Origin of the sequence: Pseudoalteromonas atlantica (genome assembly GCA_007988745.1) — a bacterium.
GTDB lineage: Bacteria > Pseudomonadota > Gammaproteobacteria > Enterobacterales > Alteromonadaceae > Pseudoalteromonas > Pseudoalteromonas atlantica.
On the sequence record BJUT01000027.1, the window covers coordinates 24215 to 44704 of the forward strand.

21 protein-coding genes and 1 riboswitch are annotated in these 20490 nt (G+C 40.8%); of the genes, 13 read left to right on the forward strand and 8 right to left on the reverse strand.

Annotated features, from left to right (window positions below; all coding sequences use genetic code 11):
• Nucleotides 1–43 precede the first annotated feature (43 nt).
• The gene (locus PAT01_RS12080) at nt 44–1279 is read right to left on the reverse strand and encodes a response regulator (RefSeq protein ID WP_154945550.1); all 1236 of its coding nucleotides are present in this window, start codon (nt 1277–1279) and stop codon (nt 44–46) included.
• Nucleotides 1280–1366: 87 nt separating this feature from the next.
• Complete coding sequence (locus PAT01_RS12085) at nt 1367–1741, reverse strand: MaoP family protein (protein ID WP_004587983.1); 375 nt, start codon at nt 1739–1741, stop codon at nt 1367–1369.
• A gap of 90 nt (nt 1742–1831) precedes the next feature.
• On the opposite strand from PAT01_RS12085, the gene PAT01_RS12090 reads away from it, so the two are divergent.
• The 8 genes from PAT01_RS12090 to ung all read left to right on the forward strand — a co-directional run bounded on the left by PAT01_RS12090 (nt 1832) and on the right by ung (nt 9547).
• Nucleotides 1832–2701, forward strand: a complete 870-nt coding sequence (locus PAT01_RS12090; RefSeq protein ID WP_004587984.1) for a LysR family transcriptional regulator — start codon at nt 1832–1834, stop codon at nt 2699–2701.
• Between the two features lie 198 nt (nt 2702–2899).
• Nucleotides 2900–3832 carry a porin gene (locus PAT01_RS12095; RefSeq protein WP_054983757.1) on the forward strand — a complete coding sequence of 311 codons (933 nt, stop codon included), beginning with the start codon at nt 2900–2902 and terminating at the stop codon, nt 3830–3832.
• A 98-nt stretch (nt 3833–3930) separates the two neighbouring features.
• Nucleotides 3931–4062, forward strand: a riboswitch (cobalamin riboswitch).
• A 68-nt stretch (nt 4063–4130) separates the two neighbouring features.
• Entirely contained in the window at nt 4131–4940 is an 810-nt protein-coding gene (locus tag PAT01_RS12100) for an ABC transporter ATP-binding protein (RefSeq protein WP_024031566.1), read from the forward strand.
• Between the two features lie 4 nt (nt 4941–4944).
• A complete protein-coding gene (locus PAT01_RS12105; RefSeq protein WP_055254854.1) occupies nt 4945–5949 on the forward strand; it encodes a FecCD family ABC transporter permease in 1005 nt (334 codons plus the stop codon).
• A 5-nt stretch (nt 5950–5954) separates the two neighbouring features.
• The gene (locus tag PAT01_RS12110) at nt 5955–7445 is read left to right on the forward strand and encodes a cobyric acid synthase (protein WP_154945551.1); all 1491 of its coding nucleotides are present in this window, start codon (nt 5955–5957) and stop codon (nt 7443–7445) included.
• Complete coding sequence (gene cobO / locus PAT01_RS12115; protein ID WP_004587989.1) at nt 7429–8028, forward strand: cob(I)yrinic acid a,c-diamide adenosyltransferase; 600 nt, start codon at nt 7429–7431, stop codon at nt 8026–8028. The genes PAT01_RS12110 and cobO overlap by 17 nt, the downstream gene beginning before the upstream one ends.
• Complete coding sequence (locus tag PAT01_RS12120) at nt 8028–8888, forward strand: cobalamin-binding protein (protein WP_154945552.1); 861 nt, start codon at nt 8028–8030, stop codon at nt 8886–8888. The genes cobO and PAT01_RS12120 overlap by 1 nt, the downstream gene beginning before the upstream one ends.
• The gene (gene ung, locus PAT01_RS12125; RefSeq protein ID WP_154945553.1) at nt 8885–9547 is read left to right on the forward strand and encodes a uracil-DNA glycosylase; all 663 of its coding nucleotides are present in this window, start codon (nt 8885–8887) and stop codon (nt 9545–9547) included. Before PAT01_RS12120 ends, ung begins: the two co-directional genes overlap by 4 nt.
• 180 nt (nt 9548–9727) lie before the next feature.
• On the opposite strand, the gene PAT01_RS12130 is transcribed toward ung, so the two are convergent.
• Both PAT01_RS12130 and tal read right to left on the reverse strand, forming a co-directional pair.
• Nucleotides 9728–9916, reverse strand: a complete 189-nt coding sequence (locus PAT01_RS12130) for a DUF3545 family protein (RefSeq protein WP_004587992.1) — start codon at nt 9914–9916, stop codon at nt 9728–9730.
• 305 nt (nt 9917–10221) lie between these two features.
• A complete protein-coding gene (gene tal / locus PAT01_RS12135; RefSeq protein WP_004587993.1) occupies nt 10222–11172 on the reverse strand; it encodes a transaldolase in 951 nt (316 codons plus the stop codon).
• 254 nt (nt 11173–11426) lie between these two features.
• On the opposite strand from tal, the gene yaaA reads away from it, so the two are divergent.
• Both yaaA and PAT01_RS12145 read left to right on the forward strand, forming a co-directional pair.
• Nucleotides 11427–12206, forward strand: a complete 780-nt coding sequence (yaaA, locus tag PAT01_RS12140) for a peroxide stress protein YaaA (RefSeq protein ID WP_004587994.1) — start codon at nt 11427–11429, stop codon at nt 12204–12206.
• A gap of 123 nt (nt 12207–12329) precedes the next feature.
• Complete coding sequence (locus PAT01_RS12145) at nt 12330–13286, forward strand: mechanosensitive ion channel family protein (RefSeq protein ID WP_029774207.1); 957 nt, start codon at nt 12330–12332, stop codon at nt 13284–13286.
• 146 nt (nt 13287–13432) lie between these two features.
• On the opposite strand, the gene PAT01_RS12150 is transcribed toward PAT01_RS12145, so the two are convergent.
• The 3 genes from PAT01_RS12150 to srmB all read right to left on the reverse strand — a co-directional run bounded on the left by PAT01_RS12150 (nt 13433) and on the right by srmB (nt 15884).
• On the reverse strand, nt 13433–13666 hold the full coding sequence (locus tag PAT01_RS12150; RefSeq protein ID WP_154945554.1) for a hypothetical protein: 234 nt from the start codon (nt 13664–13666) through the stop codon (nt 13433–13435).
• A 438-nt stretch (nt 13667–14104) separates the two neighbouring features.
• Complete coding sequence (locus PAT01_RS12155; RefSeq protein WP_004587996.1) at nt 14105–14425, reverse strand: BON domain-containing protein; 321 nt, start codon at nt 14423–14425, stop codon at nt 14105–14107.
• Between the two features lie 229 nt (nt 14426–14654).
• Complete coding sequence (srmB, locus tag PAT01_RS12160) at nt 14655–15884, reverse strand: ATP-dependent RNA helicase SrmB (RefSeq protein WP_004587997.1); 1230 nt, start codon at nt 15882–15884, stop codon at nt 14655–14657.
• A gap of 76 nt (nt 15885–15960) precedes the next feature.
• Between srmB and PAT01_RS12165 the strand changes: the two genes are divergently transcribed.
• From PAT01_RS12165 to PAT01_RS12175, 3 genes are all read left to right on the forward strand, one after another.
• Nucleotides 15961–16659 (forward strand): tRNA1(Val) (adenine(37)-N6)-methyltransferase, encoded by a 699-nt coding sequence (locus PAT01_RS12165; protein ID WP_154945555.1) that lies wholly within the window; start codon nt 15961–15963, stop codon nt 16657–16659.
• Nucleotides 16660–16814: 155 nt separating this feature from the next.
• On the forward strand, nt 16815–18821 hold the full coding sequence (locus tag PAT01_RS12170; protein WP_154945556.1) for an alpha-amylase: 2007 nt from the start codon (nt 16815–16817) through the stop codon (nt 18819–18821).
• A 177-nt stretch (nt 18822–18998) separates the two neighbouring features.
• Nucleotides 18999–19445, forward strand: coding sequence for a DUF2147 domain-containing protein (locus tag PAT01_RS12175; RefSeq protein WP_054983747.1), 447 nt, complete (start codon nt 18999–19001; stop codon nt 19443–19445).
• Between the two features lie 2 nt (nt 19446–19447).
• On the opposite strand, the gene PAT01_RS12180 is transcribed toward PAT01_RS12175, so the two are convergent.
• Nucleotides 19448–20362: a LysR substrate-binding domain-containing protein gene (locus tag PAT01_RS12180; RefSeq protein WP_154945557.1), complete on the reverse strand. Its 915-nt coding sequence runs from the start codon at nt 20360–20362 to the stop codon at nt 19448–19450.
• Between the last annotated feature and the right edge of the window lie 128 nt (nt 20363–20490).

Genomic DNA, 20490 nt, shown 5'->3' on the forward strand with positions numbered 1-20490 from the left:
GCAATAATAGTTTAAGTAAGTTGCTATAAAGCAGCGTTAAGGTTTAGCTTATTACTTTATTACGGCCGGTTTCTTTTGCATCATACAGCTTTAAATCGGCCTGTTTAAGTAACTCATCTATTTGGTAAATAGGGCCGCTTGCAAAACCAATAGAAATTGTAAATTTAATTTTTTCTTGGCTAAACTCTTGGCTATTAAGCTCTATAAATTGCCTAAATCCTTCAAGGCGTTTTAGCGCTTGCGCTGTGGTTGCATCAGTAAAGTAAACGGCAAATTCTTCACCGCCTAAGCGAGCGACTAGCTGCTTTTCAAAGTACTTTTTAAAACACACCGCCAACCCTTTAAGAACCTCATCGCCTGAATCGTGACCGTATGTATCGTTAATCGATTTAAAATGGTCTATATCAAGCATGGCGAGTGCACCATCTTGATTCGATTTTTTTAAATGCTTGAGAGACTTGCTCGACTCTTCAAAAAAGTAGCGACGATTAGGCAGGTTTGTTAAGTAGTCGGTATTTGCTTGGCGTTTAATTGTTGCTATTTGCTCAAGCATGTCGACGTTTTGACTTAGTCGGCAGTAAAACTCTTCGCTGTTAAAGGGTTTATGAAGGTAGTCGTTGGCACCATTTTTTAAAAATAGGCTCGATAATGCTGACGAGTCAGCACCTGAAATACCGATAATGGCTTTTTCATCATTACTGTAAAGCCGGCGAATTTCGGCGCATAGCTCATCACCATTCATGTTTGGCATTTCGTTATCGGTAATAATAACAGACACATCTTTTTGGCTTTCAAGTACTTCTAGCGCGTCTTTGCCGTCCTTAGCTTCGAGTATTTGATACTTATGGCGCTTTAGTAAACTACAAATGTATCTACGGGTAGAGGTTGAGTCGTCGACGACCAACACTTTTACGTTCTCGTTACGTGGTAAACGGCTTAGTTGTTTTTCTAGGTATTGGTAAGCTTGTTTGTTTTCTTTGATTATGTAATCAATTATTGGGTATTTTTCTACCGTGTCGCGAGTTTGTTTATCTATGTTGCCTGTCATTACTATGGTGGGAATGTCGGCATTAATAGTATACGGAATCGCCTCACCGGCAGGAGCATCGGGAAGGATAAAATCAACAACAGCGCAAAAGTAGCTATTGTGTTTTATTAGCTCTTTTGTTGCCGCTAAAGACTCGGCTATATCTACTTCGTAACCTGCTTTAAGCGCGATATGCTTTTGCACACGCGCTATAGTAGGCGTATCTTCAACTATGAGTATTTTTCGCGTCACGTAACAACCTTGTTTGATATTTTGCAAAAGTATTTGCTTATACAAGTTGTAACTGTTAAAACGCAAAAAAGCAAATATCTTAGAGGCTTATACGCTATCTGATTCGCTATAATCGTCTTGGCTTATTGGTACCGGCCCTGACATTTTTGAACGGCCAAAAAGTGTATGAAACTTGGTTTTACAGGTTGTTAGTTTTAAATATTTAACCCAGGCTTTTTCAATTGGGTTTGTAGGTTCTTTACTGCCACAAACTACGTCAACAAATTGCTCTTGTAGCGTATTTTGGGGTGCTAAAGTTTTATTATAAAGCCCTTTTAGTACAACGCCGTGTTGCTCTAATATGCTGGCTTCTAATAAGGTGAAGTTTCCGCTGCGGCTAAACCCGCGAGGAAAGTTTTGATCATCATAAAATTGACGTTGGCTAACAAACGCTTGGCGAAGTAGTGAAATATCGTTGCTCATAACTGTATCCTCATACCCTGTTTATTGCTGGAGTATGATGCAAGTTTGACAATTTATTAAACAAGTTATTTTTATCGTGAGGATAAAAAATTGGATATAGATTTATTAAAAACATTTGTAGAGGTTGTGCGCACGCGTCACTTTGGTAAAGCGGCCGAAAACCTGTATATCACTCAATCGGCAGTAAGCTTTCGAATTCGCCAATTAGAGCAGGGGTTGGGTGTAAACTTGTTTATTCGCCAGCGTAACAATATTCAATTAACGGCGCCAGGAGAGCGATTGCTTCCGCACGCTAAAATGATCATCACCGGCATGCAGCGTGCCAAAGTGGATGTGGCACTTGCCGATAACATGCACAAGCAAATAAGTTTAGCGGGTACGCCTAATATATGGGATGCGTTTTTACAATTTGGCATTACTAATATTGTGTCGGCTATGCCTGGGGTCTCGTTGGTCGCAGAGGTTAAAGCCCAACAAGAAAGCACGCGGCTATTATTAGAGCGTACGCTTGATTTGGCCATTTTATTTGACCCCCCTAAAGTAGACGAGCTTGTGGTAGAGCGAATTTGCGAGCTGCCAATTATTCCGGTTAGTGGCTATGACACGGCCACTAACGAGAACTTTTTTGATAACCAATATGTATACGTTGATTGGGGTACTACGTTTTCACTATGGCATGCGCGCCAATTTACCGGTAAAACGCCGCCTTATTTTAGAACCAGTACGGGACGTATTGCACTTGATTTAATTCTTCAGTGTGGCGGCAGTGCGTTTATCCCCGAGGTACTTGTTGAATCTCACCTAGAAAAGGGTGAGCTGTTTCATGTAAAAGATGTAGAACATACTTCGCGTGATATTTTTGTGGCCTACCACAGAGACAACGAACAAAAAGAGCTAATAGAAACCCTGATTAACTTATTACCTAAAATAAATGCTTATCAGCCTGTTGATGAACACTAAATACCGACTATGATTTTTAATGAGGTTGAATAGGTACAATTTTGTTTATTAAATATTCATGTCGGTTTGTTTTCAGAATTTAGACACTTTTATTAAAATAAAAAGACAAAAATGTTTCCTTTGTAATATATCTGTCATTTAACGGTGACAAACTGCAGCTGTTTTAAAAATTAGTCTTGTGATTATCGAGGAAATAACATGAATTTTGTAAAATCGAGCTTATGTGTTGCACTAGTAAGTGGTTTATCTTTTAGCGCGTTTGCAGACGTTGATGTATACGGTAAAGCGAATGTTACTGTGCAATCGTCTGATGATGGCGAAGGGTCTTTCACTGAAATTAAAAGTAATGCATCTCGCTTTGGACTAAAAGGGTCTGAAAAGATTACTGATGGATTAGAAGCGGTTTATAAGTTTGAGTTTCAAGTTGATGTATCTGATGCTGACTCTAAAGGTGATAACGACGACAATATTTCTGCACGTAACCAGTACGTAGGTTTAAAAGGTGCATATGGTCAAGTTGTTGTGGGTCGTAACGATACAGCGCTTAAACAATCGCAAGGTAAGTTAGATTTATTTAATGACCTTGAAGGCGATATTAAAAATGTCTTTAAAGGTGAAAACCGCTTAGGTGATTCAATCACTTATACATCTAAAAGCTACGAAGGCTTTAAAGTACTTGCTACATTTATTGCCGAAGATGACGTAGATGCAGATAACGGTTATTCAATGGCGGTTACCTACGGTGACTCTGCACTTAAAAAGAGTGCGGTTTACGCCTCGGTTGCAGCCGATAGCGAAGTAAATGGCTACGATGTAGTGCGTGCGTCAATTCAAGGTAAAGTAGAGAGCTTTAAATTAGGCGCTATGTACCAAACTCAAGAAAAAGTAGACGGTAGCGCAGAAGCTGACGGCTATTTATTAAACGCAGCCTACAGCATGGGTAAAAACACGTTTAAAGTGCAATACCAAGCAATGGACTTTGATGACAGCGACGACAAAACGGCAGTTTCTGTAGGTGTTGATCATAAGTTTAATAAAAACATTAAAGTATTTGGTTTTTACTCAAGCTTTGATATGGACAACAATGTTGACCAAGACTACGTTGGCCTAGGTATGGAATACAAGTTTTAAGCGCTGCTTAAACACTCCCTTTATTAACCGCGCTCTAATGAGCGCGGTTTTTTTTGCTTTAAATTATTTGCTTACCCGCCCATAATAGACCCTCATTTGGAATGGGGTGAAATTCCTCAACTATTCCCGTAACTGTAATTAGCACCACGCTTTAAGTCAGATACAAATGAGACATATCAATCAGCATGAGAAGTTCTAGATTGGTATACTTTTTTAACGAGCGGGTAAACTCATTTTTATTGATGCACTAGTCTTTTAGCTGTGTGTTAGTGAGTGCACGCTTTCCAAGGACTCACTTTTGCAAACTACATTAGCGCCAAATACACCCTTATTAAACGTTCAAAATGTGTCGTGGGAAGTTGATGATCATGCCATTTTAAACAATATTAATTTACACATAGCTAAGGGTAAGTTTATTGGGTTAATTGGCCCAAATGGGGCGGGTAAGTCGAGCTTATTGCGCTGTTTGTATCGCTTTAATAAACCCACCGCTGGTAACGTTACCTTTAATCAGCAGGATATTTGGCAGCTTAAAAGTGAAGACTATGCAAAATATGTTGCTGTAGTTCTCCAAGAAACGCCTGCGCAATTTAACCTAACATTATTTGATGTGGTTGCCCTTGGGCTTACACCTCATAAATCATTATTTAGCGCCACCACCCACAGCGACAAACAAAAAATTACACAGGCAATAAAAACCGTAGGGCTTGAGCAACAGTGTAAGCAAAATTTTGAATCGCTTTCGGGGGGCGAAAAGCAACGTGCCTTGATTGCCCGCGCTATAGTGCAGCAACCGCAATTACTCATCATGGATGAGCCAACCAGCCATTTAGATGTTAAATACCAAATACAAGTGATGGAACTGGCAAAATCGCTAGGGGTTACTGTGTTTGCCTCATTTCATGATTTAAATTTAGCAGCCGCTATGTGCGATGAGCTGGTGGTTATTAATAAAGGTAAAATAACACATACAGGTTCGCCTGCGCAGGTACTTAGTGAGGACATGCTAGCGGATGTTTTTGGGGTATGTGCGCGCGTAACTAGCCACCCTCAACGCACAGAAAATGGTCAAACTATTCCTCATATTACTTACTTTTATGGCTATTAATTAAATGGATATAACAAAAATAAACCAGTGGACAATATTTATAGCAGCCGTGTTAATTGCACTGGGTAGCCTTTTTAGCGCACTGAGTTTTGGCGCCGCAGATACGCCGTTAAGTGATGTGCTCACAGGGATTTTATCAGCAGGGGAGGGCTCGTTTAACGCGCGTATTATTTATGAGCTTAGGTTACCTCGTACCTTACTTGCCTTTATGGCGGGTGCAGGTTTGGCTATTGCAGGGCTTATTTTACAAACGGTTACCCGTAACCCGCTCGCTGATCCGTATTTATTTGGCATATCGTCAGGCGCATCGTTTGGGGTCGTACTGCTTATGGCTGTTGCGGGTATTAGTGCAGGGTTTATGTTATCGGCTGCTGCCTTATTAGGGAGCTTTTTAGCAATGGGCTTATTGATACTTATTGCTGGGCGGCAAAAAAGGTCGCAAGTAGAGTCTATGTTGCTAGCGGGGGTGGCACTGTCGTTTTTATTTAGCGCATTTACAAGTTTATTGCTGTATTGGAGTGACCCGCAAGCAGTGGCTGGTATTTTGTTTTGGACGTTAGGTAGCTTTGCCCGCGCACAATGGGCCACGTTATGGTTGCCATGCGTGGTTATAGTGGTGTGTATTAGCTTTATGCTGAGCTTTAAAAGGCAGTTAAATGCGCTGCTTCTTGGCGATGAAAGCGCGATAACGCTTGGGGTCCGTGTGCACCGTTTTAGAATTTTAATGTTGGTATTGAGCTCGTTAATAACGGCCGTGCTGGTGGCCCTATGTGGCGGTATTGGTTTTGTAGGTTTAATGGTGCCGCACATAGTGCGCTTTTTTATATCTCAGGGCAGTACTGCTGGCTTACTAATTACCAGTTTAGTGGGCGGCACGTTTATGGTGTGGGTCGATGTGCTTTCGCGCTCATTACTTAAAAACCAAGAGCTCCCTGTAGGGGTGATCACAGCAGCCATGGGTAGCGTATTTTTTTTAAGCTTACTCTTTTTTAGAAAAACAAAGGCATAGTGCTGATGAAAACCTTAATGATTCAAGGCACTACCTCAGATGCCGGAAAAAGCACCTTAGTCGCTGCGCTTTGCAGAGTGTTTGCAAAGCGAGGTATAAAGGTCGCGCCTTTTAAACCGCAAAATATGGCGCTTAATAGCGCGGTTACAAAAGAGGGGGGCGAAATAGGCCGTGCGCAAGCTTTGCAAGCTATAGCCGCTAAAGCAGAGCCTCAAAACGACTTTAACCCCATATTGCTCAAACCCAATAGTGATACGGGAGCACAAGTCATTGTACATGGAAAAGCCATTAGTAATATGGAGGCCGGGGCGTATCATAACTATAAACAAGTTGCGATGGATGCAGTGCTTGCCTCGCATAAACGCCTAGCAAAGCAGTTTGATTTATTATTGGTTGAGGGCGCAGGCAGCCCCGCAGAAATAAACCTACGCGAGAACGACATTGCCAATATGGGTTACGCAGAAGCGGTAGATTGCCCTGTCATTATTATTGCCGATATAGACAAAGGCGGTGTGTTTGCGCATTTAGTGGGCACACTTGCGTTATTAAGCGAATCCGAGCAAGCGCGCGTAAAAGGCTTTGTTATAAACCGCTTTAGAGGCGATATAAGCTTGCTACAAAGTGGGCTAGATTGGCTTGAGCGCTACACAAAAAAACCAGTGCTTGGAGTGCTGCCTTATTTGCATGATTTAGCACTTGATGCCGAAGATGCTGTAGCAATAGATAATAAGGTGACGACTGCCACCATTAATATAGCCGTACTTTTATTGCCGCATATTAGTAACCATACCGATTTTGATGCATTGCGGCTGCACCCAAATATTAATATAAATTATGTACGCCACACACGCGCGATCCCACCGGTTGATCTGATTATTATTCCTGGCAGTAAAAACGTGCTGGGTGATTTAAGTTTTGTAAAAAATGAAGGCTGGGATACGCAAATAAAGCGCCACTTACGCTATGGTGGCAAAGTACTTGGTATCTGTGGTGGTATGCAAATGTTGGGGTATACCATAAATGATCCCAGCGGAGTCGAGTCGTCATTAAAGCAAGTAACGGGGCTTGCCCTATGCGATTTTGAAACCACACTTAGCACCCAAAAAGTACTCACTAAAGTAACGGCGGCTATGCAGTTAAATGATTTGCAAACACCGTGTAGCGGCTACGAAATTCATGCCGGCATTAGTGAAGGCGCAGCACTTAATAAGCCATTTTTAACGTTTCACGCGCACCCTCATGGATTTGAAAACGATGGCTTTATTAGTGACGACAATGCCATTGCTGGTACCTATTTACACGGCTTGTTTGATGAACCTGCTGCCACACTGCAAATTTTAAAGTGGGTAAAAAGCGATGCAGCCATACAACCTGTGAGTATTGTAGCGCACCGCGAGCAACAACTAGAGCGCTTGGCCACTATGTGCGAGGCGCATTTGAACATACAACACATTATATCGATTTATGAAGGAGATAATTATGACGGATACAAATAACGATAAGCACCAGCAGCGCCAACAAAAAGTAAAAGAGCAGGTAGATGCACGCGTGGCTGCTGCGCAAGATGTTAAAGGGATATTTCAGGTAATTACGGGTAATGGTAAAGGTAAATCCACCTCAGGCTTTGGTGTGGTTGCTCGCTGCGTAGGGCATGGTAAAAAAGCCGCTGTTTGTCAGTTCATTAAAGGCACATGGGAGTGTGGAGAGCGTAACTTATTACAAGGCGCAGGGGTTGAATTTGCCGTTATGAATACCGGTTTTACATGGGATACGCAAAACAAAGAAGCCGACACCGCAGCCGCGCAAGCAACATGGCAAGAGTCAAAGCGTATGCTTGCTGATAGCAGTATTGATTTAGTATTACTAGATGAGCTTACCTACATGGTGACTTACGGTTATATTGATTTAGATGAGGTAGTAAACGCGCTAAATAATCGCCCTCCCATGCAATCGGTTATTATTACAGGTCGCGCAGCGCACCGCACATTAACAGACCTTGCCGATACAGTAAGCGAAGTGCGCAATGTTAAACACGCCTTCGACTCGGGTATAAAAGCACTAGAAGGGTTTGATTACTAATGTATAAAGCGTTTTTTGCTGCACTGCTGTTATTGTGTTCTGGGGGCAGTGCCGTGGCCAGTGATACAGCTGCGCCAGATAAACTGCGCGTTGTAGCACTTGCACCGCATATAGTAGAAAACCTATTTGCTATAGGTGCGGGAAGTAATATTGTTGGCACTGTTGATTACGCTGATTACCCAAATGAAGCTAAAAGTATTGAACGCATTGGTGGTTACTATGGTATTTCTCTTGAAAAATTATTAGCGCTAAAACCCGATTTAGTGATTGGTTGGAAAAGCGGTAATCAAAGTGAAGATTTAGAACAAATTAAACGCCTTGGTATAAAAATACATTTAAGTGATCCCAAAAAAATAGAAGAAGTTGCAAACGAGCTGATTGCTTTTGGAAAATTTACAGGGCGTATTGAGCAAAGCAAGCAAGTAGCAAACGCATTTATTACTAAGCTCAAAAAAATTAAAAAGCAGCAGCAAAGCAAAAAAATATTAACTGGTTTTTATCAATTATGGCCAGAGCCAATGATGACGGTGAGTGAAAATACATGGATAAACCAGCTTATTGAAACATGTCATGTAAGCAATGTATTTGCACACAGCCCAACCGACTACCCGCAAATAAGTATTGAAAACGTGGTGATTAAAAAACCACAGATTATTATTATTCCTGATGAACAGGCCGATAAGCCACAACCTAAAATTAATTGGCAAAAATGGCCAGAAGTCCCCGCTGTAAAACATAATCAATTTATACGCGTAAATGCCGATTTATTACATCGTTTTACACCGCGCATGCTAGAAGGACTGGCAAATATGTGTGATAAAATAGATGCATCACGCAAACAAATTAAGAGTATACAATGAGCGATTGGCCAGCCTTTTTAGAATATGAATTACAGCAACCTTATATGCAGCAAACATTAGATTATGTAGCAAAACGCCGTGTCGAAGGTGTTGCTGTGTACCCACCCAAAGAACAAGTATTTAGCGCCTTTGAAGCGACAGCCCTTAACAATATTCGCGTGGTTATTTTAGGCCAAGACCCATACCACGGAGAAGGCCAAGCCCATGGCTTATGTTTTTCTGTGTTGCCAGAGGTTAAAAAGTTACCGCCGTCGTTAAAAAATATGTACAAAGAATTGGCAACGGATATTCCCGGTTTTGAAATACCAGACCATGGCTACTTACAAAGCTGGGCAGAGCAGGGCGTGTTTTTACTCAATACAGTACTCACGGTTGAGCAAGGCCAAGCGCATTCGCATAAACATTTAGGGTGGGAGCAATTTACCGATAACGTGATAGCCCATATAAATGCACACTGCAAAGGAGTGGTGTTTATTTTATGGGGCGCTCATGCGCAAAAAAAAGGTAAAAATATTAACAGCGCTCGCCATCATATTTTAAAAGGGCCGCACCCATCGCCGCTTTCTGCGCATCGTGGTTTTTTTGGCTGTAAGCACTTTTCACAAACAAATAAGTTATTACAAGCCCAAGGCGATAAGCCCATTAACTGGCAGGTTTAATTGATATATTAAAAAAGGCTTTCGTATCATGAAAGCCTTTTGCTTAGTTATTGTGTATTAATGCCCATGCGCAATAATTATCAATTATTTTGAAGGGGTAAAACCTGGCGTTAGCTTTACTATCGATACGGTTTTCCTGCCGCAAAATAAATTGCCTAATTGAGCGCAATGAGTTTGAAATTAAAAATCTAGCTCATCAATTTCAATGCTGTCTGTAAAAAAGTCTAACTCCTGTAGTTCTTTACGTAACCGTTGTTTGTCTTTTATGGCCTCAATCTCGCGCCACTTTCTTTTTTTATTCTTTTGAGAGGTTTTTCTTGTTGTATCAGGACCTTCTAATATCTCTAATATATCGTTTAGGCTATCCATGACTATCTCCTATTGATTTTAGTGAACCTCGAGAATACCTATACCACAGGCCTAGCTAAAATAGAATAAAAAAGTGACGAATTTGTTACAGGTATGTGATGCGTTGATGAAGTTTAATACTAACTAGCTTTATTGAGCGCGCTATTTTTAGATAGAAAAAATAAATAAAAAAACACTAAAAGTGAGCTATTTAGCTGTGTAGGCAATGGTACATGCTGTGGCAGGTTAGTATAAAGCAGTGCGGATTATATTAAGGGCATAAAAAAACGCCGCAGGTGCGGCGTTTAATACATAATTAGCGCGTATTACATTGCTTTAAAACGTGCTTCTAGCTGCTCTTGTGCATCTGCGAATGAGCGGATACCTTCAGCTAGTTTTTCAGTGGCCATTGCATCTTGGTTATGTAACCAACGGAACTGCGACTCAGTAAGTGGAGCAGGCTTTGGCTCTTTAGGAATATCACTTTGTAGTAAGTACTCTTCTGCGCCTTCTAAATTGCCTAAGTCTTCTAGTAGGTTAGGGCTAATTGTTAGCTTGTCACAACCTGTAAGCGCAATAATTTCGCCAGTGTTACGGAAGCTTGCGCCCATAACAACGGTTTTGTAATCATGGCGTTTATAAAACTCAAAAATGCTACGTACAGATTGAACACCTGGATCTTGTAGCGGATCGGTTGGTTTTTCCATACCATTTGCTACGTGCCAATCTAAAATACGGCCAACAAATGGCGAGATCAAAAATACATTTGCATCAGCACACGCACGCGCTTGAGCATCGCTAAATAATAAAGTTAGGTTACATTTAGTCCCTTCTTTTTCTAGCTGTTCGGCCGCTTTAATGCCTTCCCATGTAGACGCAACTTTGATTAAAATTTTGTCTTTGCTTACACCTTCTTTTTCATAAAGGCTAAGCAGGGTATGTGCTTTATCAATAGTTGCTTGGGTGTCGAATGATAAACGAGCATCTACTTCAGTAGAAATATAACCAGGTACAATTTCGCTAATTTCTTTACCAAGTAATACGGCAAAGTAGTCACATGCAAGTTCAAGCTGTTTAGCTGCATCTTGCTCTGTTTCTTTTGCATAGCTCCAAGCTTTATCTAAATAAGGCTTGTAAGCTTCAATCTCGCTCGCTTTTAATAAAAGCGACGGGTTTGTGGTTGCATCTTCTGGTTGATGCTTTTTGATCGCTTCAATATCGCCAGTGTCGGCTACGATAGATGAATGTTGTTTTAGCCTTTGTAGAGCGCTAGTCATTTGCCTTCCTCATTCCAAGCAAGTTAAAAGAAAATCTAAACTACCTTAATATAAGTATTCAATACTGCAACAGTGTGACAATGCTTGATAGGTCTTATGTCCTTATCAATAGAAAAACGACGATGCATGATTTATTAAGGTAGGATTTAGGCCATTGCGATTAATTTTCAATGGTATTTTATAAACAAAACGTGCTTTTCGTCTCATTTAATGTTGAAATTGACATTAAATAAATTACAAGTCAATAGCTAACTATGATCACTGTTATTTCACCAGCAAAAAATCTTGATTACGAAACGCCACCCGCAACAGATAAGTTCACTCAACCTGAATTACTAGAGCACAGCGAAGAGCTCATGAAAGTATGCCGTGAACTAACTCCAGCGCAAATTGGCAGCCTAATGAAAATTAGCGATAAGCTTGCAGGGCTTAACGCTGCGCGCTTTAGCGAATGGTCGCAACCATTTACACAAAGTAATGCTAAACAAGCGGTACTAGCCTTTAACGGCGATGTGTACGGTGGTTTAGATGCCGCAACACTCACTGCAGCTAACCTCGATTATGCGCAAAGCCATTTACGAATACTTTCGGGTTTATACGGCTTATTAAAGCCGCTTGATTTAATGCAAGCCTACCGCCTAGAAATGGGTACTAAGCTTGATAACCCTCGCGGGAAAAATTTGTATGAATTTTGGGGCAGCATTATTGCGAATAAATTAAACGAGGAATTAAAAGCGCAAGACGCACAATACCTGGTTAATCTTGCTTCAAACGAGTACTTTAAAGCAGTAGATAAAAAAGCACTCAATGCGCAAATTATTACCCCGCATTTTAAAGACTGCAAAAATGGTCAATATAAGGTAATTAGCTTTTACGCTAAAAAAGCGCGCGGCATGATGGCCCGTTACATTATAGAAAACCAGGTAACACAGCTTAGCCAATTAAAAGAGTTTACTGTGGCGGGTTATTACTTTAGCCCTGAAGCAACCACTAAAGATCTTGAGCCTGTATTTATGCGCGACGAGCAAAACTAAGCGTTTATACTCAGCAAACAATGAGTTAAAAAGCCATGCATTGCATGGCTTTTTTTATGCTGGCGCTAAACTTGCTAACTTCACCTACTATTAATGAGATAAAAAATAGATAGGTGTAAAAATATGATCAGCATACCTTCAGTAGCCGAAGCCGAAAAACTCATCGAAGAAAAACTCGGAGGGTGGTTTGATGTAGTAATAAGCCACATCCCAAACTTTATTGTGGCAGTGGTAATAGCCATTGTATTTTCAATAATAGCGCGCTTTGCCGGCCAGCTAATGAAAAACCTATTAAGGCGCTCACTCGACTCTAAGCAAATTGCTGATTTAATGGCGTCTATTTTTAAGGTTATTGTGTTATGTGTGGGCCTATTTATCGCTTTAGATTTTATGGGGTTAAAAGGCACAGTCACATCGTTACTAGCGGGTGCGGGTATTGTGGGTTTAGCCATTGGCTTTGCTTTTCAAGACATGACCGAGAACTTAATTGCCGGTATTGCTATGGGAATACGCAAGCCATTTAAAGCGGGTGATGTAATTGAAACCGACGACGTATTTGGCTCGGTACATTCTATAAACCTGCGTAACACGCTAATAGAGAGCTTTTACGGGCAGTTAATACTGGTACCTAACAAGGTATTATTTAGAAATGTGTTAAAAAATTACACCACGTTAGGCGTTAGGCGCATAGAGGTACCGGTGGGTATTTCATACGGCGACGACATTGAAAAAGCCAAAGAAGTTATCGTTGATAAAATTAACGAGTTTGACTTTGTAATACGTAAAGATGAAACCGCTGTTTACGCAGAAGGTTTTGGCGACAGTAGTATTAATTTACTGGTGTGGTTTTGGATAAAATACCCAGGCGAGCCAGACTTTATGACAGTACGCCATAAAGGCGTAGTCGCTGTTAAACAAGCGCTTGATGCTGCAGATATAAGTATTCCATTCCCAATACGTACGTTAGATTTTGGCATTAAAGGCGGTGAAAAGCTCGATGCCATGATAAGCGATAAAATAAACCAACAGTCACCCAAACAACAAGGCGGGAGTAATACGGGTTCAAATCAAAGCGAATGAGCGACTAATACTGGTTTAAATTAGCCCAGTAATAGTTACCCACTAGCAGCGCATTTTTACATAAAAAGTGCGCTGCTAGTAATTTCAAAGCGCTAAGTCGGGTTAAATTTAACTATACTTTTAATCAATTTATTTTAAGTTAATACTTATTTGCTTTTCGCTGCCATCGAATTTTTGATTAGTAGTAAAAGCGTTTCACCACTGTTTTTTGTCATCGATTTTTTTGTAACCTCAGCAGGGCGACCTGGAATAGCGCAGCTATCTAACTCTATTACCTTGTAGCCTACTTTTAATCCTGCCAGATCAGCAACAGGATCTGCATAGGCTTTTATAATATCTCGTTCACTAATTTCTGGGCTAAAAAAGCCGGATACAGACACATCCGCAGCAAAACCAAATATAGCTTCCTCTGCATGGCCAATAAGAGGGATTAGCAGTAGTGAATAAATCGTTTCATGTATTAGCTTCCTTGTGTAAGTGATGGGGCATTTGCATGCATTAAGCCATATATTATTAACTGTTATTTATGGTGTGGTTGATTAGCAAACACTTGTAGGTTGCCAACGGTATTAAAAATGCGCTGATTATATGAACTTTACAGCCTTGTTATAGCATTCTTTTATCAAAGCTGTAGTAAGTCACTAATTTAAAAGAGTGGGAAAGGACGGCTAAGTGTTTGCTCTATTTTTTAATAGGGGAGCTAAAGCTAGAAGTTTAGATACTAAAGTGTGCTATTAAGCATAAAAAAGCGCGGCTTGTGTTGGAGAAACAAGCCACGCAGAGGAATAAGTTATATAAACAAATATTGTAATGCGGTATCAGATAACACTAATTTTATTACGGATAATTTTAACGCCATCCATATTTTCTAAAAACTTTTGCGCAAGTGCACGCTGAAAACCTGTTTGCGCTTCACCGTATAGGTCAACTTCACCGTCTTCAACCTGCACGCGAATATCGCTTAATGCTAAGTTTGGGTTAGTGCGTAACGTATTGGTGATTGTTTGTTGTAAGTTAGGTTGAGTAGCCACACTGCTTACTACGGCTAAGTTAGTTGCTGCACTTACTTTTGTAGCGCAAGCTAATAAAAATAAACAACAAAATGATACTAAAGCGATAGTTAACTTAAAGCGGTTCATAACTTCATCCTTACATTACGGTTAATCGTGCAGCTATTCTTAGCTGAGTTACTTTCTCAGTTACAATTTCGATGCCAGTTTTAATTTGTTGAAATATAAGGTTATTTTATTAAGTGAGAATTCAGGTGGGCAATAATTACATTTTAATGGGAATGAGTTACATGCTTGGGTTACATTTGTAACGGGTACAAAAAAGCCGGCAACTGCCGGCTTGTTTATTTATGGTGTGCTATTTCTTTTTAATTTTAGCTTTGGCTTTTTTCTTAGCTTTCATTTTTACCGGATCTTTACGCTTTTTAGCGGGTGGCTTAGCTTCTTTATGCTGTGGCTCAAGCCCTTTAATTATACGGCGCTTAAGCTTTTGCTCTGTGTATCGCTCAACCTTGTATAAAATGCCAATGTCGTGCGCTTCAACTAATGATATAGCAATCCCTTTTTTACCTGCACGGCCAGTACGGCCAATACGGTGTACATAGACATCGGCAGTGCGCGGCATATCAAAGTTAATTACGTGGCTAATGTCAGAAACATCAATACCGCGGGCCGCAACATCGGTTGCTATTAATATGCGCGTTTTGCCACTGTGGAAATTTTCCATCGCTTTCATGCGCTTATCTTGCGGCATTTCGCCACGCAGCCACGCGGCTTTTACGCCATTGTTAGTTAGCTCACCAATTAGCGTTTCTAGGCGCTCACGGGTTTTTACAAACACAATGGCTTTACTTACATCTGGTCCGTTTAGGGTATTAACCAACAGCTCAAGCTTGTGGTGGTAGTCATCAGCAAGGTGAACCCATTGATGAATTTTTGCTTTTTCTTTGCGTGACGATTCGGCTTCAAGTAAAGCTGGGTCGTTTAAAATACGCTCAGCAAATAACTCAACGCTATCGCCTTCTAGAGTCGCAGAGAATAAAAAGCACTGACGACGGTTTTTAGCTTCGTCACATATGCGCAGCATTTCTTTTCTAAAGCCCATGTCTAGCATGCGGTCGGCTTCATCAAGAATAAGCATTTCTACGTTTTCAGCATGGAAATTTTCGGTTTCAAGATATTCCATTAAACGCCCTGGTGTGGCGATTAAAATATCGTTATTGTTTTCAAAAATTTCTTTATGGGTGCCGTAGTTTATACCACCTGTTACTACACCAATTTTAAGGTGAGTGCCTTTAGCAAGCAGTTCACACTGCTCATGAATTTGATAAGCCAGTTCACGGGTTGGGGTCATTATTAACACACGTGCAAAACCTGGGTCGCGACGCGGAAAATCCATTAAGTATTGAATAGCCGGAATTAAAAATGCCGCCGTTTTACCTGTGCCAGTAGGTGCTGATGCTAAAATATCGCGACCTTGCAGCGCTTCAGGAATAGCTTGTTGTTGAATGCTGGTTGGTGTCTCGTAGCCCATTTTATCAATGGCGTTGAGTAGTTTAGTATCAAGATCAAATTCAGAAAATTGCATAGAGTGTCTAAAATAAGGGACAATTACCTGCAATTATACGCGCTATACGCCAGTTGGTGAATGAAAAGGTGAAAAAATGTCAGGGTTTACGTTTAAACAATTTAAGGTTGAGCACGATAGCTGTGCTATGAAGGTCTCAACCGATGGCATTTTACTTGGCGCATGGGCGTATTTAAAAGGTGCCAATACATTACTCGATATAGGCACAGGCACCGGTTTACTTGCGCTTATGTGTAAACAGCGCCAACCAGCACTTAGTATAACCGCTGTTGAAATTGATGAAGCTGCTTACAAGCAAGCACAGCAAAATATAGCCTCTAGCCCGTGGCCAAATATCACAGTAAAGCACACCACTATACAAGCGTTTAAACAGGCGGCGCCCTTTGATGTTGTGATATCTAACCCCCCTTATTTTAACCGCAGTTTAAAAGGGCTAAGCGATGCCCGTAACACCGCACGCCATACCGATGGTTTAAGTTTTGACGAACTAATACATGCCTATATGCGTTTAAGTCATGAGCATTCGTGCTTTAACGTAATTTTACCCACCACAGAGGCGGGCTTATTCATTGACTTGGCAAAACAAAGCGGGCTTTATTTAAACGCGCATTGCCAAATAAAAACCACACCAAGTAAAGCATTTAGCCGCAGTTTAATGCGCTTTAGCTTAGTAAACACTTTGCTTGAGCTTACCTCCCTATGCATAAAAGATGAAAACAACCGCTACAGCGATGATTATATTGCGTTATGTAAAGCGTTTTACTTGAAAATGTAATTTTTTAGGCAGGTAATTATCTAGTAATAAAGGATAGTTTACCCATTATGCATACGTATTCAGTTTTTATTTGAGCAACTCTCAAACTAGTGTTAATCACTTGTAAATAACGTCGAGTATGTTGTTTAACTCGCCCAACACTGGAAACACACACTATGAAACTGAATAAAATGATCACCACTGCAGGTTTTAGCTTAGGTTTAACCTTACCAAGTTTAGTATCGGCTGCACCTACAACATTTGTGCATTTATTTGAATGGAATTGGCAAGATGTAGCCCAAGAATGTGAGCAGTTTTTAGGACCAAAAGGGTATGCTGCGGTACAGGTGTCTCCGCCTAACGAGCATATTACAGGTAGCCAATGGTGGACTCGCTATCAACCTGTGAGCTACCAACTACAAAGCCGAGGCGGTAACCGTTCGCAATTTATAGATATGGTTAATCGCTGTAACACCGCAGGCGTCGATATATATGTTGATACATTAATAAACCATATGGCAGCCGGCAGTGGTACGGGCACTGCTGGTAACACTTTTGGTAATAAACAATACCCTATTTATAGCCCACAAGATTTTCACGAAAGTTGCTCTATTAACCCAGAAGATTACGGTAATAACCGTTATCGCGTGCAAAACTGTGAGCTAGTAGGGCTGGCCGATTTAAACACTTCTTCAAATTATGTGCAAAATACATTAGCGGCATATATTAATGACCTTCAAGCTATGGGTGTTAAAGGTTTTAGGTTTGATGCTGCTAAGCATGTTGCTGCAAGTGATATTCAAAGTTTAATGGCAAAAATAAATGGCTCGCCAGTGGTGTTTCATGAGGTGATAGACCAAGGTACTGAAGCGGTTGCAGCCTCAGAGTATTTAAGTACAGGGCTAGTTACCGAGTTTAAATACAGTACGCAGCTTGGTAATACCTTTAGAAATGGCTCGCTTGCATGGTTAAGTAATTTTGGTGAAGGCTGGGGCTTTATGCCAAGTTCATCAGCTGTGGTATTTGTAGATAACCACGACAATCAGCGCGGCCATGGTGGCGCGGGTAATGTAATTACCTTTGAAGATGGCCGTTTATACGACCTAGCTAACGTATTTATGTTGGCGTATCCGTATGGGTATCCAAAAGTAATGTCGAGTTATGATTTTCACGGCGATACAGATGCGGGTGGGCCAAGTGTACCGGTGCACAATAATGGTAATTTAGAATGTTTTGCAAGTAACTGGAAGTGCGAGCATCGCTGGTCTTATATTGCGGGTGGTGTCGATTTTAGAAATAACACAGCCGACAATTGGGTAGTAACAAATTGGTGGGATAACACCCAAAACCAGATTGCATTTGGACGTGGTAGCTCTGGTCATATGGCAATTAATAAAGAAGACTCAACGCTTAATACAACAATTCAAACAGATATGGCGCCTGGGCAGTACTGTAATGTGTTAAAAGGCGAGCTTTTGGGTAATGCTACTAGTTGTAGCGGTGAAGTAATAACAGTTAATAGCAACGGCACCATCAATTTAAATGTAGCGTCATGGGATGCAATAGCAATTCATAAAAATGCTAAATTAACTCAAGGAACAGTGCCTAATAATAGCGACTGGCAAAGAACCGTTATTTTTATTAATGCTCAAACACAAAGCGGACAAGACATGTTTGTACGCGGTGGTATAGATCACAACTATGCAAATACAAACCTTGCTAGAAACTGCCAAACAACAAATGTTGAATGTGCTATGCCAATTCGCCATAACAATCTAAAAAACAACACCACAACGCCTTGGAAAGCAAACGATAACTACCTAGATTGGTATGGAATTGAACAAGGCCAAAGCAGTGAAGCGCAAGGCACTGCCATGGATTGGACTACAAATGTTTGGCCAAGTGAATATGGCGCCCAAAAATCGGTAACAGTAGATGGCTTTGGTGTTACACCCCTTAATATATGGGGCGAACACTATTGGATGCTTGATGTTGATATGGATTGCAGTAAAGCTGTTAACGGATGGTTTGAATTAAAAGCATTTATAAAAAATGGCCAAGAGTGGGAAGGCGATATAAGCCAAGCAAATACCCCCTATACAAGTACTAACCATATGGCACAGTGTGGCAAAATTAATATGTTTGAATTTAACAGCTCAAGTGTAGAGGTACGTGACTTTTAAATACGTACTTTAAAACGCGTACGTTAAAAAACTATCAGCCAATTTAAAACCAAGTGGGTTAACGCGCACTTGGTTTTTTACTTTTATATGTACCTAAATAGCAGTTTAATTTAATAGTGCGTTTATAAATCAGCTGGTATTATCGTTTTATTCGCCATTTTTAATTTAGGCAACACAATGAAAAAGTTAAACAAACTTCCGTTACTAACTACACTCGCTGCGGCTTTATTTATAAGCCAAGGTGCGCTTGCAAACATGACTCCTGTTGGGCTTTGGAAAACCATAGATGAAGACACCAACGAGGCTAAATCGTACGTACGCATTACTCAAAACGATAAGGTGCTCAGTGGTAAAGTTGAGGCTATTTTAGACCCAGCTAAACAAACCGGTATTTGTAAAGAGTGTGATGGGGCATTAAAAAATCAGCCTATTTTAGGGATGACCATAATCACTGATGTAAAGCCAGAAGATGATGGCGTGTGGGGCGATGGTGAAATACTTGACCCTACAAATGGTAAAACCTATACCGTGCAACTAACACCACAAAACGACGGTAAAACATTAGAAGTACGTGGCTATATAGGCTTTTTTTACCGTAACCAATATTGGCAACGTGTGGAGTAGCACTACTCGTTTGCTGTTTTTAAAAACTCGCGTTTAAGCCACGCTCGTAATGCGCTTACCTGTGGGAGATTAAGCATGGCGTGGCTCGTTGCAAAATAAAACTGCTGATGCGGATTAACAATGCTTTGGCCAATTTGCGTGAGCATGCCGTGCTTTATATCGTCGCGTACAAACTGTTTGTGGGTGACCAAAACGCCAAGCTGGCGCATCGCGGCTTGCGTTGCTTGCACTGAAATATTAAAGGTTAAGTTATTATGCTGCTTAGGCTGCGCTAAATTATTAGCCTCGCACCACGTTTGCCAATCGTTTTGCCTACGTGGGTTGGTAACGTAGATTGCTTTAAAACGCTGCAGCAAATTTTGCGCGGTTAACTCATCTTTATTTAAGCCAATTAAAAGCTGTGGGTTACAGACTAAAATTAACTGATCGTCGGCTAGTTTTTCACAGTGATATTTTTGCCACTTATCGGGCTGGCCATGAATAATAGCTGCATCAATCCCTTCGCGCTCTAAATCAAATTCTCCCACCAAGTTAGAAATACGAATGTCACTGTTTGGCGAAATTCGCTGAAAATCAGCCACCCTAGGGATCCACCAGTGCAGTGCTAGTGAGTTAACCATATTGAGTGTTAAATAAGTTGGCTCATTCGCTGTGTTACTTGCCTCTTGGCTGGCTGCTAAAATTTCAGTCATGGCCGGGGCTATGCGTTTGTAATAGCGCTCACCCACAGGGTTGAGCTCAACGCGGCGACCAATGCGATTAAAAAGCGGTGTATTAAGTTGTAACTCTAACGCTTTAATAGACTGACTTACCGCCGAGTGACTAACACTTAGCTGCTCAGCCGCGAGCACCATGCTGCCAGTTTCGGCAACAGCTATAAACGTATAGAGAGATTTTAACGGCGCTGATTTGATCATAGGTTATTTATTAACAGTTAAGTTTTACTTACAGGTTAGTTTAATATTATTCGCTTTTAAATTTATAAAGTACACGTAAAATTAGCGCCATAAAAGCCAATGCCAATTTTTTGAAAAATAATAAATAG

What these genes read in the sequence shown, in the direction of transcription:
- PAT01_RS12180 (WP_154945557.1), bottom strand. Translation starts at nt 20,362, where the DNA reads ATGATCAAATCAGCGCCGTTAAAATCTCTCTATACGTTTATAGCTGTT.
- PAT01_RS12110 (WP_154945551.1), top strand. Translation starts at nt 5,955, where the DNA reads ATGAAAACCTTAATGATTCAAGGCACTACCTCAGATGCCGGAAAAAGC.
- PAT01_RS12165 (WP_154945555.1), top strand. Translation starts at nt 15,961, where the DNA reads ATGTCAGGGTTTACGTTTAAACAATTTAAGGTTGAGCACGATAGCTGT.
- PAT01_RS12145 (WP_029774207.1), top strand. Translation starts at nt 12,330, where the DNA reads ATGATCAGCATACCTTCAGTAGCCGAAGCCGAAAAACTCATCGAAGAA.
- PAT01_RS12095 (WP_054983757.1), top strand. Translation starts at nt 2,900, where the DNA reads ATGAATTTTGTAAAATCGAGCTTATGTGTTGCACTAGTAAGTGGTTTA.
- srmB (WP_004587997.1), bottom strand. Translation starts at nt 15,884, where the DNA reads ATGCAATTTTCTGAATTTGATCTTGATACTAAACTACTCAACGCCATT.
- PAT01_RS12085 (WP_004587983.1), bottom strand. Translation starts at nt 1,741, where the DNA reads ATGAGCAACGATATTTCACTACTTCGCCAAGCGTTTGTTAGCCAACGT.
- PAT01_RS12170 (WP_154945556.1), top strand. Translation starts at nt 16,815, where the DNA reads ATGAAACTGAATAAAATGATCACCACTGCAGGTTTTAGCTTAGGTTTA.
- PAT01_RS12155 (WP_004587996.1), bottom strand. Translation starts at nt 14,425, where the DNA reads ATGAACCGCTTTAAGTTAACTATCGCTTTAGTATCATTTTGTTGTTTA.
- PAT01_RS12175 (WP_054983747.1), top strand. Translation starts at nt 18,999, where the DNA reads ATGAAAAAGTTAAACAAACTTCCGTTACTAACTACACTCGCTGCGGCT.
- PAT01_RS12105 (WP_055254854.1), top strand. Translation starts at nt 4,945, where the DNA reads ATGGATATAACAAAAATAAACCAGTGGACAATATTTATAGCAGCCGTG.
- PAT01_RS12130 (WP_004587992.1), bottom strand. Translation starts at nt 9,916, where the DNA reads ATGGATAGCCTAAACGATATATTAGAGATATTAGAAGGTCCTGATACA.
- PAT01_RS12120 (WP_154945552.1), top strand. Translation starts at nt 8,028, where the DNA reads ATGTATAAAGCGTTTTTTGCTGCACTGCTGTTATTGTGTTCTGGGGGC.
- cobO (WP_004587989.1), top strand. Translation starts at nt 7,429, where the DNA reads ATGACGGATACAAATAACGATAAGCACCAGCAGCGCCAACAAAAAGTA.
- yaaA (WP_004587994.1), top strand. Translation starts at nt 11,427, where the DNA reads ATGATCACTGTTATTTCACCAGCAAAAAATCTTGATTACGAAACGCCA.
- tal (WP_004587993.1), bottom strand. Translation starts at nt 11,172, where the DNA reads ATGACTAGCGCTCTACAAAGGCTAAAACAACATTCATCTATCGTAGCC.
- ung (WP_154945553.1), top strand. Translation starts at nt 8,885, where the DNA reads ATGAGCGATTGGCCAGCCTTTTTAGAATATGAATTACAGCAACCTTAT.